This window comes from Streptomyces catenulae, assembly GCF_000718015.1.
GTDB classification, from domain to species: Bacteria; Actinomycetota; Actinomycetes; order Streptomycetales; family Streptomycetaceae; genus Streptomyces; species Streptomyces catenulae.
In genome coordinates this window covers 45,443-70,633 of record NZ_JODY01000029.1, presented here as the reverse complement: position 1 = coordinate 70,633, position 25,191 = coordinate 45,443, and the positions used below count along the sequence as shown (strand labels likewise).

Below are 25,191 nucleotides of genomic sequence, written 5' to 3'. Positions count from 1 at the left end.
GCCCGGCGGGTTGGAATGGGCGGATGATCCGTTTCACGTCGGTGACCAAGCGCTACCCGGACGGGACGACCGCCGTCGACGGTCTCTCCTTCGAGGTCGCGGAGGGGGAGCTGGTCACCCTCGTCGGCCCGTCGGGGTGCGGCAAGACCACCACGATGATGATGGTCAACCGGCTCATCGACCCGACCGAGGGCACCATCCACGTCGGCGGCGAGGACATCGCGGGCGTGGACCCCGTCCGGCTGCGCCGCCGGATCGGCTACGTCATCCAGCAGACCGGCCTCTTCCCGCACCGGACCGTCCTGGACAACACCGCGACGGTGCCGGTGCTCACCGGCTGGAAGCGCGCGAAGGCCCGGGAGCGGGCCGCCGAACTCCTCGACCTGGTCGGCCTCGACCCGGCCGTCTACGGGCACCGCTACCCCGACCAGCTCTCCGGGGGACAGCGCCAGCGCGTGGGGGTCGCCCGCGCGCTCGCCGCCGATCCGCCCGTTCTCCTCATGGACGAGCCGTTCGGCGCCGTCGACCCGGTCGTCCGCGAGCGCCTCCAGAACGAGTTCCGCCACCTCCAGCGGCAACTCGGCAAGACCGTGCTGTTCGTGACGCACGACATCGAGGAGGCCGTCCGCCTCGGCGACCGCATCGCCGTCTACGGGCAGGGCCGCATCGAGCAGTTCGAGACCCCGGCGCGGGTGCTGGGCGCGCCCGCCACCCCGTACGTCGCCGAGTTCGTCGGCAGCGACCGGGCGCTCAAACAGCTCTCGGTCACCGGGATCGACCGGGCCGACCTGGAGCGCCCGCCGCTCGCCCGGCTCGGCGAACCGGCCACGGAGGCGGCGGCCCGGCTGCGGGCCCACGGCGCCCGGTGGGCGGTGGTCCTGGACGACTCCGGCGCGCTGCACGGCTGGGTCGGCGCCGCGCAGCTGGCGGACGCGGCCGGTCCGGTGTCCGGGCACGCCCGCCGGATGGAGGCGTGGGTCCCGGTCGGCGCCACCCTCAAGCGGGCGTTCGGCGAGATGCTCCAGCACGACGCGGGCTGGATCGCGGTCCTGGACGGCGACCGCTTCCTCGGCGTCCTCACCCCGGCCCGGCTCCACGAGGCGCTGCGCCGCACCATCGTCCCCGGGGAGCGCGGGGAGCGGCGGGGGCTGGGGGAGGTGGAGTCGGTGCCGATGGGGTGAAGGCGCGGCACTCACGCCCCCGGGGGGCGCGCCCTCGGTGGGCGGTGTGCGGGGACGGGCCTGCGCCTCCCCCGGGTGCGGGGCCGGGCCTGCGTCGTCCTTGGGCGCGCCGCCGTCACCGCCCCTTGGGCAGCAGCCCCTTCTCCGTCAGATAGTCGTGGGCGACGTCCTCGGGGAGGCGGCGCCAGCTGTCGACGCGTTCGTCGAGACGCGCCAGATCGGCGGTGGTCAAGACGGTGTTGAGGCGGCCGAGCGCGGCGGCGGCGCGGCCACCCCCGGCCCGGGAGCGGTTGACGACGGGCACGACGTAGTCGGCGTTCTGGAGCTTGCGGTCGTCGGCGAGGACCACCAGCCCGAACCGGTCCAGGGTGGCGTCGGTGGTCGTGGTCAGCACCATCTGGTCCTGCCCGTTCTGCACCGCCTGTTTGGCCGGGGTGGTGCCGACGCCCTTGGGATCGACGGCCGTGATGTCGATCCCGTACGTCTTCCGCAGCCCCGGTGCGCAGAACGGCCGCCGGACGCACTCGTCGCCCGCGGCGAGCCGCACCGGCAGCTTCGCCCGGCCCAGGTCGCTGAGGGTGCGCAGCCGGTGGCGGGCGGCGTAGGAGGCGCTGACGGCGAAGGCGTTGCGGTCGACGGCGCGCCCGGGGTCGAGCACCGTCAGCCCGCGCGGGGCGGCGAGGGCGCGCAGCGCGTCCATGGTGACCCGGAGGTCGGGGGAGGCCACCGGGCGGGCGTCCGCGCCGTGCGTACGGGCCTGGAGCCAGTCCGCGAAGGTCGCGGCGTACTCGGGGACGACATCGATCTGGCCGCTCTCCAGGGCCGGTTCGTACAGCTCGCGGTTGCCGACGGTGACGAGGTCGGCCCGGTATCCGGCGTGCCGCAGCAGCGCCGCGTACATCTGCGCCAGCAGCTCGCTCTCGGTGAACCCGGCCGATCCGACGGTCAGGTGGTGCCGGTCCCCCGGGGCGGCGGTGACGGCGCCCCGGTCCTCCAGCGAGGGCCCGCCGACGCAGGAGGTCAGGAGCGCGGCGGCGAGGGCGAGGACGCCCGCGTGGCGGGCGGTGCGTGGGGCGCGTGGGGCGGTGGCCCGCGCCCCTGGTGGCGGCGGGGCGCCCCCGGCGCGCGGGGCCCCGGCGGGCGCCCCCGGCAGACGGCGGGCAGCCCCGGCGCGCGAGGCCCGGCCGCGCGCCGGGCCGGGCTTCCGATCGCGCCCCGCCGTCCCCGGGGCGGGCGCCCGCCCGCGCCGCCTCACCGGGCGCCCCGTGCCCGCGCCCACCGGGGGCCGCACCGCGTCCCGATCTCGAACGCCGCCTCCATGAGCAGCGCGAACACCGCGACGACGACCGCACCGGCGACGACCTGCGAGGTGGAGGCGAGATTGAAACCGGCGGTGATGATCCGGCCGAGACCGCCGCCGCCCACCAGTGCGGCGAGGGTGGCGGTGGCGACGAGTTGGACGGCGGCGATCCGGACGCCGGTGAGCAGCAGCGGCAGCGCCAGCGGCAGTTCGACCCGCCACACCAGCTGACCGCCGGTCATCCCCATGCCGCGCGCGGCCCGCACCACGTCCCGGTCGACCCCGCGCATCCCCACGTACGCGTTGGTCAGCAGCGGCGGCACGGCGAACAGCACCAGGGCGATGACGGTCGGCCACTCGCCGTGCCGTCCCAGGGGCGTGAGCAGCAGCAGGACCAGCACGGCGAAGGTGGGGACGGCGCGTCCGACGTTGGCGAGGTTCACGGCGAGCGCCCCGCCGCGCCCCAGATGCCCGAGGACGACCGCGACCGGCAGCGCGATCAGACAGCTCAGCAGCAGACAGCCGACGGTGAGCGCGGCGTGCTCGGCGAGCCGGTGCCCGATGCCGTCCTCACCGGACCAGTGGGACGCGGTGGTCAGCCAGGCGACGGCGCCGGAGACCGCGTTCACGGCTGCCGCCCGGCCACGACCGGACGGCGCGCGGCCGATCGCGCACGCCCCCGCCGGGCGGTACGCGCCCCGCGCCGCCACGGGGTCAGCAGCCGCTCCGCGCCCAGGAGCAGCAGATCGAAGGCGACGGCGAGCAGCACACAGAGCACTGACGCGGTCAGCACCTGCGCCTTGAAGAAGGAGTTCATCCCGGCGTAGATGAGGTTGCCGAGCCCGCCGTGGCCGACGATCGCGCCGACGGTGGTGAGCGCGACGGCGGAGACGGTGGCGATCCGCAGCCCCGCCATCGCCGCGGGCAGCGCCAACGGCAGCTCCACGGTGATCAGTTGCCGGGTCGGCCCGTACCCCATGCCGCGCGCCGCGTCCTTCGCCTCGGCCGGTACGCCGTCCAGCCCGGCCAGCAGATTCCGTACCAGCAAGGTCAGCGAGTAGAGCGCCAGCCCGACGACGACCAGCGCCGACGAGAGGCCGTAGACCGGCAGCAGCAGCGAGAACATCGCCAGCGAGGGGATCGTGTAGAGCACCGTCGTGAGCCCCAGCACCGGCCCCGCCGTCCACCGGTGCCGCCGGGCCAGCAACGCCAGCGGCACCGCGACGACCAGCCCCAGCGCGACCGAGACCACCGTCAGCTGGACGTGTTCGGCCACCGCGCCGAGCAGGATGTGCCGGCGGCTGCTGAGGTAGTCGCCGCAGATCCAGTCGTTGCGGGCCAGGCAGTCGTCCGGCGGTGCGGTCACGGTACGAGTCCACCCCGGGGCGGCCCCCACTGTCGCGCGGAACGCGTCCGAACGGGCCCGCCGCCCCGGACCGGGCACCGACCCGCACCCCGGACCGGACGCCGCCCCGCGCACCGCCCCCGCCCCGGACCGGGCACCGCGCCCCCCGGCCCGCGCCGCCCCACCTCTACAGGGTGCGTAGACATACCGCCTCTACAGGATGCGTAGACATACCGCGTAGACACCCCGTCTCTACACGCTATGTATAGTTCCCGGCAGCCGACGGGCGATCGACCGTCCGGCTGCCCGCCGTACCCCGCTCCGCCCGGAGAGTTCCATGCCGAAGAACGTCCGCCGCCCCCTCATAGCCGGGCTGCTGACCGCCGCCTCCCTGGCGCTCGGCGGCTGCACCCCCGCCAACCAGATCACCCCCGCCGACGCCCGCGACGACGCCCCGGCGGCCGACGTCAAGGCCCGCGACGCCCAGCTCGCGGGGGACGGCAAGGGCGGCGGCGCGGACGTCGACTGCCGCAAGGCCAAGTGCGTGGCGCTCACCTTCGACGCGGGTCCCAGCGAGAACACCGACCGCCTGCTGGACATCCTCAAGAAGGAGCAGGCGCACGCCACCTTCTTCATGCTCGGCAAGAACCACATCGCCGAGCGCCCCGCCGAGGTGAAGCGGATCGACCGCGAGGGCCACGAACTGGCCAACCACACCTGGTCGCACCAGATCCTCACCGAGGCCACCCCGGCACAGATCCGGAGCCAGCTCTCCCGCGTCCAGAAGGCCGTCCACGACCTCACCGGCAAGACCCCGACGCTGATGCGCCCGCCCCAGGGCCGTACCGACGAGAAGGTCGCCGAGGTCAGCAAGGAGCTGGGGCTCGCCGAGGTCCTGTGGAGCGTGACGGCGAAGGACTACCAGACCAACGACTCCAAGCTGATCACGGAGCGGGTCCTCGACCAGACCGAGCAGGACGGCATCATCCTGCTCCACGACATCTACCCGGGCACCGTCCCCGCCGTCCCCGGCATCCTCAAGGAGCTGAAGCACCGCGGCTTCACGCTCGTCACCGTCTCCCAGCTGCTCGCGCCCGCGAAGCCGGAGCCGGGCATGGTCTACCACCCCTGAGCGCGGCGGCGCACGGCCCCGGACATACGGACGGGCCGGGCACGGGGTGACCGCTCACCCCGTGCCCGGCCCGTCCGCGTACGCCGTCGGTCCTGCGCCCCGTCAGTCCTGCCGTCAGTCCTGCGCGTCCGGCTCCACCGCGTCCCGGCGGCGCTCCGCCTGCGCCGGGGCGCCGGACGGCTGCCCCGTGTGGTGCTCGCCCGGCTTGCTCTCGTGTGCCTGCTCACCGTGCGGGGCGGCGGGCTTGGTCGGCTTCGCCACGACGTCCTGCGGGAACGTCAGCTGACGGCTCTGCCACTCCAGCGCCGGGACCACCTCACGCCGCCAGGTGGCGAACTGGTGGCTGCCGCGGGGCAGGATGATCGAGTCGACCGTCATCGGCGCCTTCGCCGCGTGGATGAAGTCCATCGTCGCGCCGTAGTCCGGCTCACCCTGGCGGCTGCTCGCCACCAGCGCGGAGATCTGCGGAACGGGCAGATGCTTCATCCGCCACAGCAGATCGTGCTCCCGCTCCCGCTTCGCGCCCTCCGGACCGGCGCCGAAGAGGCTGCCGGTCGTCAGGTCGTCCTTGATCGCGTAGTCGCCGGAGAGCGAGACGGCGGAGGTGTAGATCTTCGGGTTCCGCATCGCCAGCTGGAGCGAGCAGGTGCCGCCCGACGAGTACCCGAACGCGCCCCACGCGCTGGCGTCGTGCCCCACCCGGTACGCGGACCGCATCGCGTCCGGCAGGTCCTTGGTGAAGAACGTCTCGGCCTGCGGACCGCCCGGCACGTCCACGCACTCGGTGTCCCGCGGCGGCGCGATCGTCGGCCGCACCATCACCATGACCGTCGGCTGCATGGTGCCCTTGGCGATCAGCCGCCCGGCGTTCTGCGGGATCTGCAGATGCTGCGCGAGGTTCATGATGCCGCCGGGGTAGCCGCTGATCACGACCATCACGGGGAAGCGCTGACGGCGGTACTGCGGCTGGAAGTACTGCGGCGGCAGATAGACGAACGCCGGGTTGATCGCACCGCTGCGGCGGCCCACGATCCGTACCGACTCCATCTTCCCGACCTTGTCGGCGGGGCCCTGCGGCAGACCCGTCACCCGGTCGAGCCCCTGCGGCCCGGCGGGCTGGATCAGCGCGCCCTTGGTGGTGCCGACGGAGGCGTACTGGCCGCCGTTGTCACTGACCGCGACCGGCGCCTTGTCCTCGTTGCCGAGCAGATCGTCCCAACTGCCGTAGAACTCGAAGCTGTTGTTGACCGCGAGTGCCAGCGCACACACCAGTGCCACCTGGGTGAGCACGACGGCGCCGAGCCTGCCGAAGAGAACTCCTACGCCACGTCCCGACAGCCGCGGCCACTGCCACACCGTCAACGCGACGAGCACCACCGCCAGCCCCACGACCGCGATTTCGAGCGACCGACTGGTCAGCCCCATGCGCCCCACATCTCCCGTCACCCTCGCAAGGGCTCTCGCCCGGCTCCCGGCTTGCGACCGCCTTGACCAACAACGGGCGGCTCGGACCGATGGTCACCGGATAAGAGGGGACCGACCGGACATCGGATACCAGTCCGAGCCAATTCCTTACCCGCACCTTGCCGACCTGTGTCCGCACCGTGATACGAGCCCATCCCCGCGCGGCCGCGTTCACACACCAGGGAGGCGCGGTGATCATACGGGAGCCCGCATAACGAAAAGGAATCCACTCAGCCGGAAATGAGCGGCCGACGGACGCACCTGTGCCGACGGCGCGGAGGCGGGCGCGGACGGACGCGGTCAGTCGCGGCGGCGGCGACGGCGATGCCCGCGCCGGGGCTGGTATCTGATGGCTCGTACTCGACGGTCGGGGGCCTTCGCCTGGCGGCCCGTGCGTGCGGGCTTGTGCGTGCGGGCTTGCGTTCGGTGGGGGCGGAGGCGGGGCGGCCGGACCGCCGGTCGAGGGGCCGTCGCGCCTCTCCGTACGGGTTCGACGGGGTCGGGGTGAGCCGGGAGGGGCCTCTGACCTGGGCCCGGAGGAGCGTCCGGCCTTGGGGTGCTCCGGGAGGCGGTCCCCGCTCCCCGCAAGCTCGGGGGCGGCAGCGGGGAGGGGGCCGGGGCGTCCGCTCCCTCCGGCTGCCGCCACCACTCCACACCTGACCGGTTTCCGTACCGCCGCCTCCCGCCCGTCCACGCCCTCCCCTCTCCCTGGCCGATTCCTTCCCCTCCGCTGTCCGACCGCGCGCCATCGGGGGCCGGACAACCCCCTCCGCCCGGGCCCCGGAACCCGTTCCCTCACCCCGTACAGCGCCCCCTCGTACGGGCAACGCGGCGCCCGAGGTCCCACTGTGACGCCGGTGCGGGCCGCTACCCTTACGTATCCGTCCTGGTCAGGGACATGTCCGCAGCTTCACGGACATACGCCGCACCCACCACACCCCAGAGAGGTCCGCCGATGGGCATTCGGAGTCTGCTGCGCAACGCTTTCGGTCGCTCCAAGGCGACCCGGGAGGAGTCCGGCACCACACCGAGCGGCACGGAAACGCCGGAACCGGCCACCTCCGCCACCACCATCCCGGAGGCCCGCGAGGAATCCGCCCCCGGCACCCCCGCCGACCGGCCCGGCACCGAAGCCCCGGCGGCCGAGGAGCCCACGGCCGAGACCCCCGCCGCCGAACAGCCCACCCCGGACCGCCCGGTGGCCGAGGTCCCCGCCGCCCGCACGGCCCCCCAGGAATCCACCACCACCCCGGACACCCCGACCGTCCCGGCCCAGGCCGCCCACGTCGACGACCGCGTCGAGACCCCGGAGCCGACCCCGGAGCCGGAGAAGACCGCGAAGCCGGAGCAGGCTGCGAAGCCGGAGCAGGCTGCGGCAGCGCGGGATGCGGCACCGGCGACGGCGGATGAGGCGTCGGAGCCCGCGGCACCGGTGGACGCGTCCTCGGTGGCCCCCGCCTCTGCGGAGGCTGCCCCTGCGGAGGCTGCGCCGACGGAGGAGGCCGCCCCCGCGGAGGAGGCCGCCGCCACCGCCTCGGACAAGGACGCCGCATCCGAGGGTTCCGAGCGCTCCGAGGCTTCCGCCCCGACCTCCGAGAGCGCGGGCGCGGACGACCTGGTCAGCCAGGCATTCGACACCCCGAAGCCGTCAACGACCGCCCCGGCGGAGCCCGTTGAGAAGCAGAAGGCCGAGGAGGCAGCGGAAGCCACGGACACCGCGGAGGTAACGGAGTCCGCAAAGGCCCCGGAGGCTACGGAGGTTACGGACACCAAGAAGGCCGAGGAGGCCCCGGAGCCCACCGAGACCGAGGCGGCCGAGGCACCCGCGGCGACCGAAGCGACCAAGGCAGCCGAAGCGGCCGAAGCAGCAACCAAGGCAGCCGAGGCAACGGAGACGACCGAGGCACCCGAGACCGCGCCCCAGCCCACCTCGACGCCCGAGCCCGTCTCGACGCCCGAAGCCCCCCAGCCCCCCGCCGCGACCGCCCCCCGCACCACCGCCCTCCGCAAGGTCGAGGCGGACGCGCCCGCCCTAGTCAGCCTCGTCAAGTCCGCCGCGGTGACCCTCGACAAGCACGGGCTCGGCACCCAGCGCGCCGCCGTCTACCTGGTGCTCGACCGCTCCGGCTCGATGCGCAACTACTACAAGGACGGCACCGTCCAGCACCTCGCCGAACAGGCCCTCGGCCTCTCCGCGAACCTCGACGACGACGGCATCGTCCCCGTCGTCTTCTTCTCCACCGACGTCGACGGCACCGCCGAACTCGACCTCACCCACTACGAGGGCCGGATCGCCGAACTCCACGCCGGGCTCGGCCACATGGGGCGGACGAATTACCACTGGGCCATCGACGCGGTCGTCCAGCACTACAAGAAGTCCGGCAGCACCGCCCCGGCTTTCGTCATCTTCCAGACCGACGGCGCCCCGACCTCCAAGCCGGCCGCCGAAAAGGCGCTCTGCGAGGCCGCCGGGCTCCCCATTTTCTGGCAGTTCATCGGCTTCGGCGACCCCGACGCCAAGGGCTTCGACTTCCTCCGCAAGCTCGACGACCTGGCCGTACCGGAAAAGCGCGTCGTCGACAACGCCGGTTTCTTCCACGCCGGACGCGACCCCCGCGCCCTCTCCTCCGACGAGCTCTACCAGCAGCTGATGGTCGAGTTCCCCGAATGGCTCACCGAAGCCCGCACCGCAGGCGTCCTCAAGGACAACTGACCCCCCGCACCCCCACCGACCGGCCGCACCGCCGGGCCCCCACGGGCCTGACGGCGCGGCCGGTCGGCATTTCCGCCCCCGCATCCCCCTCCAATAACCGACCCACCATCCGGTTATCAGAGGGGAAATACCCCTCTCTTTCAGCCGCCCAGCGACCGCCGGAACACACAGCCCATCCCCTATGACAGGGTGTGTCTTCGGCGACCCGGGGGGGGCGCCACGGCAAGGGGGAGGAAACACACAATGGGGGGCGACATGGCCGACGGGGGATACGACGGGCCGGTTGACGGGGCCGTCGCTGTTGCGCGTCGAGGACGTGCCTCCCGAGACGGCGGCTACGGGGCTGCCGGGGGCCGCGAGGCCCGGCGGTTTTCCGGAGGCCGAAGCGCCTGACGGGCTGCCGGGGGATCTGGTGGGCTGCCGGGCCCGGGGCGGCGAGCAGCCCGTTCGATCCGGGGTGGCCCGGCGCGGCGCACACTCCGGAGGCCGGAGCATCAGGGGCCCGGGCTCCGGGCGACGTCCCCGGCCTGGACGGCGTACCCGGAACCGGCGAAGCACCCGGCGTCGAACCCGGCTCCGCGGCGACTCTCCTCCACCGCCGCGCCTACACCTACCGCGCCGACGGCCACCTCATCGCCCTCGACGACTCCCACTCCGGCCGCCGCACCTTCGACCTCGACCGCGCGGGCCGCGTCACCGCCGTCCACGCCGCCAACTGGACCGAGACCTACGCCTACGACGAGTCCGGCAACCAGACCCACGCCACCTGGCCCGACCAGCACCCCAACCCCACGGCCCGCGGCGACCGCACCTACACCGGCACCCGCATCACCAGGGCGGGCGCCTACCGCTACGAACACGACGCCGAGGTCGGCCGTTATACATAGGCAGATCCACTCGGACTGTGCCCTCACCGAACCCCGTCGCGTACGTTCGTAACCCACTCGGCTCCGTCGACCCGCTCGGCCTTTCACCCTGCTCCGGAAGTCACTCCATCTCTGAAGATCGACTGGCTCACATTGAGTATCGCCATGGAGAGGGTGCACGAGAGAGAGCAAGCAACAGCGGAGACATCAACGTCCCCGGAGAGTTTGACGAGGATTTCATCTGGAGCGGCAATGATCATGTCCTCGGCGACAACTTGCTCCACGGCGCCAACAACTCGCCGAGAGTCCCGAACCCCAACGGCCCAGGACACATACACCGCCACGAATACAACCAAACCATTGGCATCAACGGAAAGGGGGCACCAACACGCATAGCGGAGATAATAATTCGCGGAAATGATATACACACAGCCTATCCCCTATAGAGAGACAGGACTCAACCAATGCCAGAGAGTGTCGAGTTTCGCTGGATCAAAATGCGTCACGGCTGGGCAACCTTTGAGATTTACAAAAATTCGAGCAATTGCCGCATTTCCGTTGGCGATGGAGTGGATGCCCCAAGACTCATTCTGGACGCCATCAGCGCCCTGCTGAACGGCGCTTCGAGCGTTACATTCTCCTTCGACGGTGAGCCCACAGAGGTTCGCTGGCATATCCGCCGAGAGCGATCCTCATTGAATGTAAAGATCACTCTACACAGCGAATGGGGAGCACCAGAGGAAGATGAACCAGCATGGTCCAGCGACAGAATCGATCTTGCCCAGTTCGCACTCTCAGTCAAGTCGGCCCAAGAAAACCTGATGGCCTCACTAGGGGAATCTGGCTATCAGCGCGAATGGCCCACTCACCGGACACCAAACACAGCACTGGCAGAAATCGAAGAATCGATTGAAAAATTTCGCAAGGATTACGCAGAATAGCAGGAATCCCGATACGGTAACCCTGGTCCCACAGACTTCCGATGCCCCGCACTCACCAGAGGTAATGAACAATCGCCCGACGGCCCCAGGAGCACCAAGATGCGAGTCCGCTTCACCGGCGCCATCCCGGGCCACCCGACAGCGAACCAAGGAGCCACCTCCTTGAAGGAGGGCGCGGAATACGCGGTTCTCGAAACCTACGCAGCAGCGGACGGTCCGAACAAGTTCCGCATCGAGAGCTTCCCGAATCGCCTTCCCGGTCTCTTCGACTCCCGTCTCTTCGAAATAACCGACCCTGACATACCTGCCACATGGCAGGCGTTCCTCGGCCCGCACGGAAGCTTTTCGATGCTCCCTCCGCCCTGGTCCGCACCAGGCTTCTGGGAAGCCCTCATGGACGGGGAAGCGTGGGCCGTCCACCGGTACAGAGAAGAGAAGGCGAAGATCGCGCCACCCCGCTCATCGCCCCGGAGGGAGCTATGCCCCTCTGAAATACCCGCTCCGGACGATGACACGGACGGACAGAACCCCGCATCACCTACAAGAACCGGATTCATCGAAGCCGGAGATGACCAAGGGAAATACGTAAGAATCGAGGAACTACCCGACACTCCGCCCAGCTACCTCATCACTTTCTCGAAGGACGCCGAGTTCACCCAGGAGTGCGGCGACTACTGGGTGGAGGACAAGGAATCACTCAGTAAATTCATGAAGGAGAGGATGAACGTTGGGTCGATGATCCGTCACCCCTTGCCGGAACCCGAAAAATGAACAGAGGGTCACCAAGGGTAAGAGAAATGAAAACATGACGCATCCACAGGAAGAACCGGCGGGACTCGATCCAGCACAGGCACTGGGGCGTTGGAGAGGTTTCGCGGAGTACTGCCGTGAAGGATATCCATGGGAAGTGGAGGATTACCTGACAGACATCGCCATTCGCTCCGCTCTGGAAAAAACCCTGACAGAGGCATCGAGTGACCCACGCACCCTCGCACTCCGGAGCACTCTCTCAGAAGTCGATGCATCACTGAGAGACGCATTCACGAAGGAAGCATTCCCCCGCACGCTGGTCGAGAAATGGTGGATACGGAACGTACCCGAGTACGCATCCCGAGAATTCTGCAAAGAGTTCGAGAAGGTTTACCGGATTTCAATCACCCCGAAATCCATGTTCGATACCGACCTGAATGCAATGGCCCGGAAAATAGAGAGCGGCACACCCGCTCGAGAAGTTTACACTTACGCAAAATCAAACATGTGGTACGTGACCAAGGAGCCCGCACTCCTCTTTCGCGCCTGCATTCTGCTCACCCCTCTAGACCGCAGGAAAAGACGCACGCTTTGGTCTTGGGCAAACGGAGAGCTGGCAGATTCAGAGCTAGCCACGGTGTTCGACAGTCCTGAATCTCCGGATGAGCAAACCCCTCAGCGGTAGCTGAAAAAACGAAAGTCGCTTCGGTGCCGGTCCACCGGCCTTGCTGCAGGGCACTGTTCCCACACGCGCCCCGCCCACCATGCACCCCCACCCCGCCCCTCCTACCCTGATTGGGTGAACTGATCCAGTTGCCCCGATCTGTCCGCGTAAGTGTCGGGCGTCGGGGCGGCGACCGGCGGAAGCAGGTCGGACGATGGGCACAGATGGACAGGGGGACGCGGCTCCGGCCGGGGACCGGGCGCGGAAGGACCGGCCGCAGGTAGGGGAAGTCCGGGCGGAGGAAGGGGGAGTCCGGGCGCAGGCCGGGCGTCCCGGTGGTGCTCCGTCCGACCCCCGCCGCTGGTGGGCGCTGGTGGTCATCGCGCTGGCTCAGCTCATGGTCGTGCTGGACGCCACCATCGTGAACATCGCGTTGCCGTCGGCGCAGCGGGAGCTGGGGATCTCGGATGCGGATCGGCAGTGGGTGATCACCGCGTACACGCTCGCGTTCGGTGGGTTGTTGCTGCTGGGTGGGCGGATCGCGGATCTGGTCGGGCGGAAGACGACGTTCATGGTGGGGCTGGTGGGGTTCGCGGTGGCGTCGGGGCTCGGGGGCGCCGCGGGTGGTCCGGGGTTGCTGTTCGGGGCGCGGGCGCTGCAGGGGGCGTTCGGGGCGGTGCTGGCGCCGTCCGCGCTGTCGTTGCTGACGACGACGTTCCGGGACGGGAAGGAGCGCGGCAAGGCGTTCGGGATCTACGGGGCGATCGCGGGCGGCGGGGCGGCGATCGGGCTGATCGTGGGCGGGGTGCTGACCGAGTATCTGGACTGGCGCTGGTGTCTGTATGTGAACGTGCCGATCGCGGCGCTGGCGTTCCTCGGCGCCACGGTGTTCCTGCACGACCGCCCGGAGCGGGGCGGCGCCCGCCTCGACGTCCTCGGGGCGGTGCTGGGCTGCGGCGGGCTGGTCGCGATCGTCTACGGGTGCAGCGAGGCGCGGCCGCGGGGCTGGGACGACGCGCTGGTGCTGGGGCTGCTGTGCGGCGGCGTCGCGCTGCTCGCGGCGTTCGCGGGGTGGCAGACGCGGGCCCGTCATCCGCTGCTGCCGCTGCACATCGTGCGGGACCGCAATCGCGGCGGCGCATTCCTGACGATGGCGCTGGCCACGCTCGCGCTGTTCGGGATGTTCCTTTTCCTGACCTATTACTTCCAGATCGTGCTCGGCTATTCACCGGTGAAGGCCGGATTGGCATTTCTGCCGATGACGCTCGCCATCGTCACCGGTGCGACGCAGATATCGGCGCGGCTGCTGCACCATCTCCCGCCGCGGCTGCTGATGGTGCCCGGGGCGCTGCTGGCGTCCGGTGGGCTGTATCTGCTGACGTTCCTGACCGCGCGGTCCGCGTACGCCCCGCGGGTGCTGCCCGCCGAACTCCTCGTCGGGCTGGGCATGGGCCTGATCTTCATGCCGGTGACGGCGACCGCGACCGCCGGGGTCGCGCCGCGGGACGCCGGGGTCACCTCGGCGACGCTCAACACGGCGCAGCAGGTGGGCGGTTCGATCGGAACGGCGCTGCTCAACACCCTCGCGACCTCGACCGGGGCGGCGTACCTCGCGGACCGGCTGACGGCCGCGGCACGGGCCGGGCGGCTGTCGCCCGCGGTGCGCGACGCGCTCGTCAAGGAGGGGGTGGTGCACGGTTTCACCGTCGCGATCGGCGTCTCCGCGGCGATCATGCTGCTGGCCGCCTGCGTCGCGGGCCTGCTGATCACCGCCCGGGCACCGCGCCACGGGCCCGCGCCCGACCGCTCCGCCGCCCCCGCCCCGGACACCGCCCGCTGAGCGGGACACGGACGCCGTACGCCCCCGTACCCGCCCGTACTGCCTGCGGAAATGCCCGCCGGAACGCCTGTGAATTGGCCTCGGCCGGTCCAGTACGATATTGACGTTCCGTAAAGCAATTCCTCACTCACCGTAGCGACTTGGGAGCAGCCGGCAATGGCTCGACACCTCATCACCAGCGCCCTTCCGTACATCAACGGGATCAAGCACCTGGGCAACATGGTGGGGTCCATGCTCCCGGCCGATGTGTACGCGCGGTATATGCGCAAGCGCGGGCACGACGTCCTCTACATCTGTGCGACGGACGAGCACGGCACCCCGGCGGAGCTGGCCGCGAAGGCCGCGGGGCAGTCGGTGGCCGCATTCTGCGCCGAGCAGCACGAGAAGCAGAAGGCGATCTACGACGGCTTCGGCCTGGAGTTCGACCACTTCGGCCGCAGCTCCTCGCAGGAGAACGTCGAGCTGACGCAGCACTTCGCCCGCAAGCTCCACGAGAACGGCTTCATCGAGGAGCGGGCGATCCGCCAGGTGTACTCCAACGCCGACGAGCGGTTCCTGCCCGACCGCTACATCGTCGGCACCTGCCCGCACTGCGGCTACGACAAGGCCCGCGGCGACCAGTGCGAGAACTGCACCCGGGTCCTCGACCCGACGGACCTGATCGACGCCCGCTCGGCGATCAGCGGCAGCGGTGACCTGGAGGTCCGCGAGACCAAGCACCTCTTCCTCCTCCAGTCGAAGCTCCAGCACGAGGTCGAGGGCTGGCTGGAGGGCAACGGCAGCAAGGAGTGGCCGACGCTCGCCTCCTCCATCGCCCACAAGTGGCTGACCGAGGGCCTCCAGGACCGCGCCATCACCCGTGACCTCGACTGGGGCGTCCCCGTCCCCGCCGACGTCTGGCCGGAGCTGGCCGCCGAGGGCAAGGTCTTCTACGTCTGGTTCGACGCGCCGATCGAGTACATCGGCTCGACGAAGGAGTGGGCGGACGCCGATGCGGAGAACCGCGACTGGAAGTCGTGGTGGTACGAGGCGGAGGACGTGCGCTACACGGAGTTCATGGCCAAGGACAACGTCCCGTTCCACTCCGTGATGTTCCCGGCCACCCAGCTCGGCACCCGTGAGCCCTGGAAGAAGGTCGACTTCCTCAAGGCGTTCAACTGGCTCAACTACTACGGCGGGAAGTTCTCCACCTCCCAGCAGCGCGGCATCTTCACCGACGCGGCGCTGGAGCTGCTCCCCGCCGACTACTGGCGCTACTTCCTGATGGCGCACGCGCCGGAGTCCGACGACACCTCCTTCACCTGGGAGCTGTTCTCCGCCTCCGTCAACAAGGACCTCGCCGACACCCTCGGCAACTTCGTCAACCGTGTGCTGTCGTTCTCCCGCAAGCGGTTCGGCGACGAGGTTCCGGCCGGTGCCGAGGCGGGCGAGGCCGAGCGGAAGCTGGGCGAGGAGATCGCGCGGCTGCTCGCCGAGTACGAGGGCCACATGGAGGCGCTGCAGTTCCGTAAGGCCGCGGCGTCGCTGCGCGCCCTGTGGAGCGCGGGCAACTCCTACCTGGAGGAGAAGGCCCCCTGGCTGGAGATCAAGACCGACCAGGACGCCGCGGCGCTGACGCTGCGCACCGCGATGAACCTCATCCACCTCTACGCGGTGATCTCCGAGCCGTTCATCCCGGCGTCCGCGAAGGCCATGCGCGGCGCGTTCGCGCTGGCCGACGACACCGCGGCGTGGGTGACCGGTGAGGAGGCGGCGGCGCTGGCCTCGGTCCCGGCGGGTACCGCGTTCACGGTGCCGCCGGTCCTCTTCGCGAAGATCACCGAGGACGACCTGGAGGCGTACCGCGCCCGCTTCGGCGGCGGTGACGACGCCTGATCCCGGACGCCCCGTACGGCGAAGCCCCCGCGACCTTCCGGAAGGTCGCGGGGGCTTCGCCGTGTGCGGTGCGCGTCAGCCCTGGGTCTTCACCTGGGGCTTGCGGATGCTCAGGTGCAGCTCCTTGAGGCGCGCCTCCTCGACCTCGCTGGGCGCGCCCATGAGCAGGTCCTGGGCGTTGCCGTTGAGCGGGAAGGCGATGGTCTCGCGGATGTTGGGCTCGTCGGCGAGCAGCATCACGATGCGGTCGACGCCCGGGGCGATGCCGCCGTGCGGCGGGGCGCCGAACTTGAAGGCGCGGAGCATGCCGCCGAACTCCGCCTCGACGGTGTCCTTGTCGTAACCGGCGATGGCGAACGCCTTGTACATGACGTCCGGCTCGTGGTTACGGATCGCGCCGGAGGACAGCTCGGTGCCGTTGCAGACGATGTCGTACTGCCAGGCGAGGATGTCCAGCGGGTCCTTGGTCTCCAGCGCTTCCAGGCCCCCCTGGGGCATGGAGAACGGGTTGTGGGAGAACTCGATCTTGCCGGTGTCCTCGTCCTTCTCGAACATCGGGAAGTCGACGATCCAGCAGAAGCGGAACTCGTCCTCGACGAAGTGGCCGGTGCGCTTGGCCGCCTCGACGCGGACCGCGCCCATGATCTTGGAGACCTCGTCGAACTCGCCGGCGCCGAAGAAGACGGCGTGGCCGGGGGCCAGGCCCAGCGCCTCGACGAGCGCCTTGGTGTCCTCGTCGGTGAGGAACTTGGCGATCGGGCCGGTCAGCTCGTTGTTCTCGCCGACGCGGATCCAGGCGAGGCCCTTCGCGCCCTGCTGGACGGCGAAGTCGCCCATCTGGTCGAAGAACTTCCGCGACTGGCCCGCGGTGTCCGGCACGGCCAGCGCGCGGACGTGCTTCCCGGCGAACGCCTTGAAACCGGAACCGGCGAAGACGTCCGAGACGTCCACCAGCTCCAGCTCGGCACGGAGGTCGGGCTTGTCGGAGCCGTACTTCAGCATCGACTCGCGGAACGGGATGCGCGGGAACGGCGAGGTGACCGTGCGACCGCCACCGAACTCGGTGAACAGCTCGGTCATCAGCTTCTCGATCGGCCGGAAGACGTCCTCCTGCTCGACGAAGCTCATCTCGACGTCGAGCTGGTAGAACTCGCCCGGCGAGCGGTCGGCGCGGGCGTCCTCGTCGCGGAAGCAGGGCGCGATCTGGAAGTAGCGGTCGAACCCGGCGATCATCAGCAGCTGCTTGAACTGCTGCGGCGCCTGCGGCAGCGCGTAGAACTTACCGGCGTGCAGCCGCGAGGGGACGAGGAAGTCGCGGGCGCCCTCGGGGGAGGTGGCCGACAGGATCGGGGTGGCCATCTCGTTGAAGCCGAGCGCGGTCATCTTGTGCCGGATGGCGGAGATGACGGCGGTGCGCAGCAGGATGTTGCGATGCATCCGCTCGCGGCGCAGGTCGAGGAAGCGGTACTCCAGGCGCTTCTCCTCGTTGACCCCGTCCTCGGCGTTGATGGTGAACGGGATCTGCTCGGCGGCGCCCAGCACCTCGACGTCGGAGACCTCGATCTCGATCTCGCCGGTCGGCAGGTCGGGGTTGACGTTGTCCGCGCCGCGGGCGGAGACCTTGCCGTCGATACGGACGACGGTCTCCTTGGTCAGCGAGGAGAGCGCCTCGTTGGCGGGGGTGCCGGGACGGGCGACGAGCTGCACCAGACCGTAGTGGTCGCGCAGATCGATGAAGAGGATGCCGCCCAGGTCACGTCGATTGTGCAGCCAGCCGCTGAGGCGGACGTCCGTGTCGACGTCCGCGGCCCGAAGCTCGCCGCAGGTGTGGGACCGGTACCGATGCATCGCTCATCCAAGTCGTCGCGAGTCGAGGTGGGGAGGCCGCACACGGACGCTGTCCGTCCGTGGCCGAACCGCTGCCGTCCGTGGAGGACCGCCCCGGGTATGTGATAACCGCTCCAGGTTACCGTCCCGGGGCCGGGCGCCGGATTGGCATAGACGTGACACCGGACGCGCGGCGGGCGGCACGGGGCCGGGCCGGGCGCGGGCCGGGCGCTTCCGGGCGGCGCCGCGGCCGGTGGGCCGCACCGTGGCGGGGCACCGCGTTGGTGGCCGTCGGAGGAATCAACTTAAAGTGAGGCAATGCGCACGAAGGATCTCCTGGCCGCCCTCGCGACCGGCCTGTGGCGCTGGGACGACGCCTCGGGAAAGGTCCGGCTCGACGCCGAGGCCGCCCGGCTGCTCGGACTCCCGGCGCGGGCCGTGGAACTCTCCCGGGCGGCCGTGCGGTCCCGTTTCCACCCGGTCGACTACGCCGAGATCAACGGCGTGGTGCAGCTCGCCGTCGCCGAACGGAGCCTCGCCGAGTCCCGGCTCCGCGTCGTCGACGCCGACGGCCGGGTGCTGCGCACCGTCCGCTCCCGCTTCTGCCCGCTGCGCCGCGACGGCACCTTCACCCTGCTGGGCACGCTCCAGGAGGTGCCCGACCCGCAGCCCGAGGCCACGGCCCGCACCCCGGTCACCGGCGACTGGCGGCGCTCGCGTGAGGCGTTCCTGCTGGACGCCGGGCGGGCGCTGGCGGAGGCGCGGTCCACCGCGGAGGTGCTGCGGGTGGCGGCCGGACTGTCGATGCCCGGGTTCATACCCGATGGCCTCGCGGTCTTCGGTGTCGTCGGGGGCCGCCTCACCGTCATCGGCCACCACGGCCAGCCGGGCGGGGACGAGCGGCCGTTCACCGACATGACGACGGACACCGACTACCCGGCGGCCGAGGTCGTGCGGACCGGGCGGGCGATCTATCTGCCGACGCCCGAGGCGTACCGTGCGCGCTACCCCACCGCCTGGCCGCTCGCCGCCCGCTTCGCGCGCACCTCGTGGGCGTTCCTGCCGCTGGTCAACGCGGGGCGCACGATCGGTGCCTGGATGGCCGGGTTCAACCATCCGGTGACCTTCACCCCCGACGAGCGGGCGGTGCTCACCACCGTCGCGCGGATGCTCGCCCAGGCGCTGGCCCGCGCCGGTGCCCAGGAGTCGCAGCACGAACTCTCCGTCGGGCTCCAGCGCACCATGATGCCGACGGTGCGGCCGGACATCCCCGGGATGACGGTCGCCGCGCGGTACGTGCCGACCGGTGGCGGGCTGGAGGTCGGCGGCGACTGGTACGACATGATCCCGCTGCCGTCCGGCCGGACCGCGCTGGTCATCGGCGACGTCCAGGGCCATGACGTACGGGCCGCGGGGCTGATGGGACAGCTGCGGATCGCGCTGCGCGCCTACGCGGCGGAGGGCCACCACCCGGACGCGGTGCTCTCCCGTGCCTCCCGGTTCCTCTCCGGCATCAACGACACCGAGGGCGCCGGGGGTGCCGATCCGCGCTTCGCCACCTGCCTCTACATCGAGGTCGACCCGGCGACCGGGCTGCTGGACATCGCGCGGGCCGGGCACCCGGAACCGGCGATCCGCACCGCCGACGGCACCATGCTGGTCCGCGCCACCGCGGGCGGGCTGCCGCTGGGCATCACACCGGACACCGACTACCCGACCACCCGGCTGGTCCTGGAGCCCGGCGAGACGATGCTGGTCTGCACGGACGGGCTGATCGAGACCGGCGGCCACGACCTGGAGACCGGCTGGGCCCGGCTGCGCGGCGTCGTCGAGTCCCATCCGGACGGGGTGGCCGACGGGGGTCTGGAACGGCTGGCGGACGCGTTGGTCCAGGCGGTTCACGGGCCGCCCTCGCACCATATGACCGGGCCGCTGGTGGACCGGCGGGAGGACGACATCGCGATGCTGCTGCTCTCCCGGGACGCCGCCGCGTGCCGGGTGGGGGCGGGCGGTCCGGAGGAGGTGCGGCCGGTGCGGCGCACGGTGCTGACCGTCGCCCAGGCCGAGCCGGAGCGGATCGCCGAGGCCCGGGCGCAGATCCGCGACGTCCTGCACGACTGGGCCGATCCGGAGCAGGTGGACGCCGCGGTGCTGCTGGTCTCCGAGGTCGTCACCAATGTGCTGATGCACACCGACGGGGACGCGCTGCTGGTCGTCGAGTTGTCGGGCCCGGCCGGGCACCGCCGGATGCGGGTCGATGTGGCCGACGCCAGCGACGAGCTGCCGCACCGCCGCAGCCCCGGCGAGCTGGCCTCCTCGGGCCGCGGTCTGGTGCTGATGGAGCTGCTGGCGGGTGCGTGGGGCGTGGAGCCGCGCGGCGACGGCAAGTCGACCTGGTTCGAGATCTACGAGGACGCGGGCGACGGCTCCCCGGCGGAGCCGGGCGCCTCCGGTTCCGTGGCGTCCGGTGAGTCGGTGGCCGAGTTGAGGTAGTGGCGGCGCAGTTCGTGGAGTGCGCCGAAGGCGGCGGCGGTCAGCGGCACGGCGAGCAGCATGCCGAGGATGCCCGCGACCCCGGCGCCCGCGGTGATGGCCAGCATGACGATCGCCGGGTGCATCTGGACGGTCCGGCTCTGGATCATCGGCTGGAGGACATGGCCCTCCAGCACCTGCACCGCGAGGACCACGCCGAGCGCCCACAGCGCCTTGACGTAACCGCCCTCGGCGAGCGCCACCAGGACCGCGACGGCGCCCGAGATGAAGGCACCGAGGTAGGGGATGTAGGCGCCGACGAAGACCAGCGCGCCCAGCCCGAAGGCGTTGGGGACGCCCAGGATCAGCAGTCCGACGGTGATGCAGGTGGCGTCGATCAGGGCGATGAGGGTGGTGCCGCGCATGAAGCCCTCGATCGCCTGGAAGCCACGGCGGGCCATGCCCTCCAGCCGCGGCGCGGAGTCGCCGGGCGCCCAGTCGCGCAGCGCGTTCAGCGCCTTGTCCGAGTCGCGGAGGAAGAAGAAGGTCAGCAGCAGCGCGAGGACCGCCGCCGCGATGAACTGGCCGACGACGCTGACGCCCGCCAGCAGCCCCGAGGCGGCGGTGGTGCCGAACTTGCCGATGAACGTCTTGGCGTTGGTGGCGAGGTCGTCGAGGGAGGTCCCGGCGGTGCCGAAGTGCCGGGAGAGCTGCTTGGCCGCCTCCTTGAGCGAGGCGATGATCTGGTCACCGGTGTCGACCAGCGCGCTGACCACGATGTATCCGGCGCCGCCGACCACGATCACCAGCACCGCACAGGTCAGTCCGGCGGCCAGCGAACGGTTCAGCTTCATCGCCACCATCCGCCGGTACAGCGGCCCGAGCAGCGCGCTGCCCAGCAGGGCCAGCAGTACGGGCGTGACGGCGGCGCTCAGCTCCACGCTGAGCCAGACGCCGACCGCGATCACGCCTGCCACCAGCAGCGCCACCGCACACCAGGCGGCGGTCCGGCGGGCGGCGATCGGAAGCAGCGGCGCCTCGCCGCGGGGCCGGTCTCGTTTCAGGTCGTTTTGCACCCGAACAGTCCATCATGTGCACCGGCCGGACACGGCCCACGTTTCACGTGAAACGTGGCACGGCCGTCCGGCGTTTCACGTGAAACGCCGGACGGCCGCCGCCCTTTCGGGGGCTGCGCTCAGCTCTCCTCGGCGGGTACGGTCCCGAGCCGCCCGGCCTGGAAGTCCTCGAATGCCTGGGCCAGTTCGGCGTGGGTGTTCATGACGAACGGGCCGTAGTGCCGCATCGGCTCCCGGATCGGCTCGCCGCCCAGCAGCACGACCTCGAAGTTCGGGCTGCGGGACTCCTGGCTCTCGTCCGCCCGGATGGTGAGCGAGTCGCCGGAGCCGAAGACGACCGCCTGCCCGGTCCGGAACGGACGGCCTTCCGCACCCGCCGTGCCGCGCCCGGCCAGCGCGTACCCGAGGGCGTTGAAGTCGGCCCGCCACGGCAGGGTCACCTCCGCGCCCGGGTTGACCGAGACATGGAGCATGGTGATCGGCGTGTGGGTGATGCCGGGGCCCTTGTTTCCGTCGAGGTCACCGGCGATCAGCCGCAGCAGCGCACCGCCGTCGGCGGAGGTGAGCAGCTTGACCTGGCCGCCGCCGATGTCCTGGTAGCGCGGCGCCATCATCTTGTCGCGCTTGGGGAGGTTCACCCACAGCTGGAGGCCGTGGAAGAGCCCGCCGGACATGACGAGCGACTCCGGCGGCGCCTCGATGTGCAGCAGCCCGGACCCGGCGGTCATCCACTGGGTGTCGCCACCGTTGATGGTCCCGCCACCGCCGTGCGAGTCACGGTGCACGAAGGTCCCGTCGATCAGGTACGTGACGGTCTCGAAGCCGCGGTGCGGGTGCCAGGGCGTGCCCTTGGGCTCTCCGGGCGCGTACTCCACCTCACCCATCTGATCCATCATGATGAACGGGTCGAGGTGCTCGTAGTTGATGCCGGCGAACGCACGGCGCACCGGGAAGCCCTCGCCCTCGAAACCGCTCGGCGCGGTCGCGACGGCCAGCACGGGACGGGGGCGTGCCTCGGCGGGTGCCGCCACTCGCGGCAGGGTCAACGGATTCTCAACGGTCACTGCGGGCATGACGGCCTCCTCGGTCGTTCGGGTTTCAACTTAGTTGAATGCTGAACAACCTGCAAGACGCCCTGCATTCCCGACCGCGTCACCGCAGGTCGGCGCGGGATTTTCGGCACCACGGCACACCGAAGGGCCGACCCGCGCCATGCGGGTCGGCCCTTCGGGTCCGGTCAGAGGAGGGGGCGACTCAGCCGTACATCCGGCGCATCGCGAAGTCGACCATCTGCTCCACGGCCTTCGCGTCGAAGACCATCCGGTGGTCGCCCTCCATGTCGAGGACGAAGCCGTAGCCGGTGGGCAGCAGGTCGAGCACCTCGGCGCCGGTGATCACGAAGTACTTGGACTCCTTGCCCGCGTACCGCCGCAGCTCCTTGAGCGAGGTGAACATCGGGATCACCGGCTGCTGGGTGTTGTGCAGCGCCAGGAATCCGGGGTTGTCGCCGCGCGGGCAGTAGATCTTCGAGGTGGAGAAGATCCCCTGGAAATCCTCGGCGGACATCGATCCCGTCGTGAAGGCCCGCACCGCGTCAGCGAGCGAGGGCGGGGACGGCTCCGGATACAGCGGCTGCTCGCCGTAGCCCCCGGAGGGCGGTTGCTGCGGCGGGGGCGGCGCACCGTACTGCTGCCCTGCACCCGCGCTCTGGTCGTAGCCGTACATGCGGCACAGCGTACTGAGTCGCGAGGGGACGCTCGTCACAGATGGCCGGATAGGGGTTGCTTCTTATTACCGATGGGTAGCATCATCGGAGCTACCTGCTGGTAATTGCGTGACGGGGCCCTCCACCGCACAGGACCTCGCGACGAGGCGCCACGCGCCACTCTCTTGCTGAACTGATACGGAGCCGTACCCATGGGGCACTACAAGTCGAATCTCCGCGACATCGAGTTCAACCTCTTCGAGGTGCTCGGCCGTGACAGCGTGTACGGCACCGGTCCGTTCGCGGAGATGGATGTCGACACCGCCAAGAGCGTGCTGTCGGAGATCGCCCGGCTCTCGGAGAACGAGCTGGCCGACTCCTTCACCGACGCCGACCGCAACCCGCCGGTCTTCGACCCGGAGACCAACACCGCGCCGATCCCGGACACCTTCAAGAAGAGCTACCAGGCGTACATGGACGCCGAGTGGTGGCGGCTGGGCATCCCGGAGGAGATCGGCGGCACCACCGCGCCCCGCTCGCTCCTCTGGGCCTTCGCCGAGACGATCCTCGGCGCCAACCCGGCGATCTGGATGTACGCCTCCGGCCCCGCCTTCGCGGGCGTCCTGTACGACGAGGGCACCGAGGAGCAGCACCGCATCGCGCAGCTGATGGTGGACAAGCAGTGGGGCTCCACCATGGTGCTGACCGAGCCGGACGCCGGTTCGGATGTCGGCGCCGGCCGCACCAAGGCCGTCCAGCAGGAGGACGGCAGCTGGCACATCGAGGGCGTGAAGCGCTTCATCACCTCCGGTGAGCACGACATGTCCGAGAACATCGTGCACTTCGTCCTCGCCCGCCCCGAGGGTGCCGGTCCGGGCACCAAGGGTCTGTCGCTCTTCATCGTGCCGAAGTACGACTTCGACTGGGAGACCGGCGAGCTGGGCGAGCGCAACGGCGCCTACGCCACCAACGTCGAGCACAAGATGGGCCTCAAGGCGTCCAACACCTGCGAGATGACGTTCGGCGCCAACCACCCCGCCAAGGGCTGGCTGCTCGGCGAGAAGCACGACGGCATCCGCCAGATGTTCAAGATCATCGAGTTCGCGCGGATGATGGTCGGCACGAAGGCCATCGCCACCCTCTCCACCGGCTACCTCAACGCGCTGGAGTACGCCAAGGAGCGCGTGCAGGGCCCCGACCTCGCCGCCTTCACCGACAAGACCGCGCCGCGCGTCACCATCACCCACCACCCCGACGTGCGCCGCTCCCTGATGACGCAGAAGGCGTACGCCGAGGGCATGCGCGCCCTGGTGCTCTACACCGCGAGCGTCCAGGACGAGATCATCGCCAAGGAGGCCGCGGGCGAGGACGCGAGCGCCGCCAACCGCCTCAACGACCTGCTGCTGCCGATCGTCAAGGGCTACGGCTCGGAGAAGTCCTACGAGCAGCTGGCGCAGTCGCTGCAGACCTTCGGCGGCTCCGGGTACCTCCAGGAGTACCCGATCGAGCAGTACATCCGGGACTCCAAGATCGACACCCTCTACGAGGGCACCACCGCCATCCAGGGCCAGGACTTCTTCTTCCGGAAGATCGTCCGCGACCAGGGCCAGGCGCTGACCGTGCTCTCCAACGAGATCAAGGAGTTCCTGGGCCAGGAGACCGGCGGCGAGGAGCTGGCCGCCGCCCGCGGCGAGCTGGCCAAGGCCGCCGCCGACCTGGAGGCGATCGTCGGCGCGATGCTGACCGACCTCGCCGCCACCGAGAAGGACGTCAAGTCCATCTACAAGGTCGGCCTCAACACCACCCGCCTGCTGCTGGCCTCCGGTGACGTCGTCATCGGCTACCTGCTCCTCAAGGGCGCGGCCGTCGCCGCCGCGAAGCTGGACGGCGCCTCCGCCAAGGACAAGCCGTTCTACACCGGCAAGATCGCCGCGGCGAAGTTCTTCGCCCACAACGTCCTGCCGGTCCTCACCGTGCAGCGCTCGCTGGCCGAGGGCATCGACCAGTCCCTGATGGAGCTGGACGAGTCCGCGTTCTGAC

18 protein-coding genes and 1 pseudogene are annotated in these 25,191 nt (G+C 70.4%); 11 read left to right on the top strand and 8 right to left on the bottom strand.

Going from position 1 to position 25,191, the window contains the following annotated elements:
* The first annotated feature begins 23 nt into the window (after positions 1–23).
* Complete coding sequence (locus tag IF23_RS0122840) at positions 24–1,181, top strand: betaine/proline/choline family ABC transporter ATP-binding protein (RefSeq protein ID WP_030286590.1); 1,158 nt, start codon at positions 24–26, stop codon at positions 1,179–1,181.
* A gap of 115 nt (positions 1,182–1,296) precedes the next feature.
* Here IF23_RS0122840 and IF23_RS0122835 read toward each other — a convergent pair whose 3' ends face one another.
* The 3 genes from IF23_RS0122835 to IF23_RS0122825 all read right to left on the bottom strand — a co-directional run bounded on the left by IF23_RS0122835 (position 1,297) and on the right by IF23_RS0122825 (position 3,847).
* The gene (locus IF23_RS0122835) at positions 1,297–2,205 is read right to left on the bottom strand and encodes an ABC transporter substrate-binding protein (protein ID WP_037679344.1); all 909 of its coding nucleotides are present in this window, start codon (positions 2,203–2,205) and stop codon (positions 1,297–1,299) included.
* Positions 2,206–2,432: 227 nt separating this feature from the next.
* On the bottom strand, positions 2,433–3,110 hold the full coding sequence (locus tag IF23_RS0122830; protein WP_030286586.1) for an ABC transporter permease: 678 nt from the start codon (positions 3,108–3,110) through the stop codon (positions 2,433–2,435).
* Complete coding sequence (locus IF23_RS0122825; RefSeq protein ID WP_030286584.1) at positions 3,107–3,847, bottom strand: ABC transporter permease; 741 nt, start codon at positions 3,845–3,847, stop codon at positions 3,107–3,109. Before IF23_RS0122825 ends, IF23_RS0122830 begins: the two co-directional genes overlap by 4 nt.
* Before the next feature lie 316 nt (positions 3,848–4,163).
* On the opposite strand from IF23_RS0122825, the gene IF23_RS0122820 reads away from it, so the two are divergent.
* The gene (locus IF23_RS0122820; protein ID WP_030286582.1) at positions 4,164–4,958 is read left to right on the top strand and encodes a polysaccharide deacetylase family protein; all 795 of its coding nucleotides are present in this window, start codon (positions 4,164–4,166) and stop codon (positions 4,956–4,958) included.
* Positions 4,959–5,072: 114 nt separating this feature from the next.
* Here the strand turns inward: IF23_RS0122820 and IF23_RS0122815 are convergent, their stop codons facing one another.
* Entirely contained in the window at positions 5,073–6,383 is a 1,311-nt protein-coding gene (locus IF23_RS0122815; RefSeq protein ID WP_030286580.1) for an alpha/beta hydrolase, read from the bottom strand.
* Between the two features lie 994 nt (positions 6,384–7,377).
* Here IF23_RS0122815 and IF23_RS0122810 point away from each other — a divergent pair.
* The 7 genes and pseudogenes from IF23_RS0122810 to metG all read left to right on the top strand — a co-directional run bounded on the left by IF23_RS0122810 (position 7,378) and on the right by metG (position 16,071).
* The gene (locus tag IF23_RS0122810) at positions 7,378–9,135 is read left to right on the top strand and encodes a vWA domain-containing protein (RefSeq protein WP_030286578.1); all 1,758 of its coding nucleotides are present in this window, start codon (positions 7,378–7,380) and stop codon (positions 9,133–9,135) included.
* A 593-nt stretch (positions 9,136–9,728) separates the two neighbouring features.
* Positions 9,729–10,019: pseudogene (locus IF23_RS32985) on the top strand (hypothetical protein); the annotation flags it as partial.
* Positions 10,020–10,465: 446 nt separating this feature from the next.
* Positions 10,466–10,942, top strand: a complete 477-nt coding sequence (locus tag IF23_RS34170; protein WP_157848065.1) for a hypothetical protein — start codon at positions 10,466–10,468, stop codon at positions 10,940–10,942.
* A gap of 162 nt (positions 10,943–11,104) precedes the next feature.
* A complete protein-coding gene (locus IF23_RS34660) occupies positions 11,105–11,713 on the top strand; it encodes a hypothetical protein (protein WP_211266191.1) in 609 nt (202 codons plus the stop codon).
* Positions 11,714–11,747: 34 nt separating this feature from the next.
* The gene (locus tag IF23_RS34165; RefSeq protein ID WP_157848064.1) at positions 11,748–12,377 is read left to right on the top strand and encodes a hypothetical protein; all 630 of its coding nucleotides are present in this window, start codon (positions 11,748–11,750) and stop codon (positions 12,375–12,377) included.
* A 352-nt stretch (positions 12,378–12,729) separates the two neighbouring features.
* Positions 12,730–14,196, top strand: coding sequence for an MFS transporter (locus IF23_RS0122800; protein ID WP_030286574.1), 1,467 nt, complete (start codon positions 12,730–12,732; stop codon positions 14,194–14,196).
* A gap of 156 nt (positions 14,197–14,352) precedes the next feature.
* Positions 14,353–16,071 (top strand): methionine--tRNA ligase, encoded by a 1,719-nt coding sequence (metG, locus tag IF23_RS0122795; protein WP_030286572.1) that lies wholly within the window; start codon positions 14,353–14,355, stop codon positions 16,069–16,071.
* A gap of 75 nt (positions 16,072–16,146) precedes the next feature.
* Here the strand turns inward: metG and aspS are convergent, their stop codons facing one another.
* Positions 16,147–17,919, bottom strand: a complete 1,773-nt coding sequence (aspS, locus tag IF23_RS0122790) for an aspartate--tRNA ligase (protein ID WP_030286570.1) — start codon at positions 17,917–17,919, stop codon at positions 16,147–16,149.
* 297 nt (positions 17,920–18,216) lie between these two features.
* Here aspS and IF23_RS0122785 point away from each other — a divergent pair, with 297 nt between their 5' ends.
* Positions 18,217–20,391: an ATP-binding SpoIIE family protein phosphatase gene (locus IF23_RS0122785; RefSeq protein ID WP_030286568.1), complete on the top strand. Its 2,175-nt coding sequence runs from the start codon at positions 18,217–18,219 to the stop codon at positions 20,389–20,391.
* Here IF23_RS0122785 and IF23_RS0122780 read toward each other — a convergent pair.
* The 3 genes from IF23_RS0122780 to IF23_RS0122770 all read right to left on the bottom strand — a co-directional run bounded on the left by IF23_RS0122780 (position 20,304) and on the right by IF23_RS0122770 (position 23,171).
* Positions 20,304–21,446 (bottom strand): AI-2E family transporter, encoded by a 1,143-nt coding sequence (locus IF23_RS0122780; protein ID WP_051739826.1) that lies wholly within the window; start codon positions 21,444–21,446, stop codon positions 20,304–20,306. The two genes, IF23_RS0122785 and IF23_RS0122780, sit on opposite strands and share 88 nt — an antisense overlap.
* Positions 21,447–21,565: 119 nt before the next feature.
* Positions 21,566–22,519 carry a pirin family protein gene (locus IF23_RS0122775; RefSeq protein ID WP_030286566.1) on the bottom strand — a complete coding sequence of 318 codons (954 nt, stop codon included), beginning with the start codon at positions 22,517–22,519 and terminating at the stop codon, positions 21,566–21,568.
* Between the two features lie 181 nt (positions 22,520–22,700).
* Positions 22,701–23,171 (bottom strand): SseB family protein, encoded by a 471-nt coding sequence (locus IF23_RS0122770; RefSeq protein ID WP_030286565.1) that lies wholly within the window; start codon positions 23,169–23,171, stop codon positions 22,701–22,703.
* A gap of 192 nt (positions 23,172–23,363) precedes the next feature.
* On the opposite strand from IF23_RS0122770, the gene IF23_RS0122765 reads away from it, so the two are divergent.
* Positions 23,364–25,190 carry an acyl-CoA dehydrogenase gene (locus IF23_RS0122765; RefSeq protein ID WP_030286564.1) on the top strand — a complete coding sequence of 609 codons (1,827 nt, stop codon included), beginning with the start codon at positions 23,364–23,366 and terminating at the stop codon, positions 25,188–25,190.
* Position 25,191 lies beyond the last annotated feature (1 nt).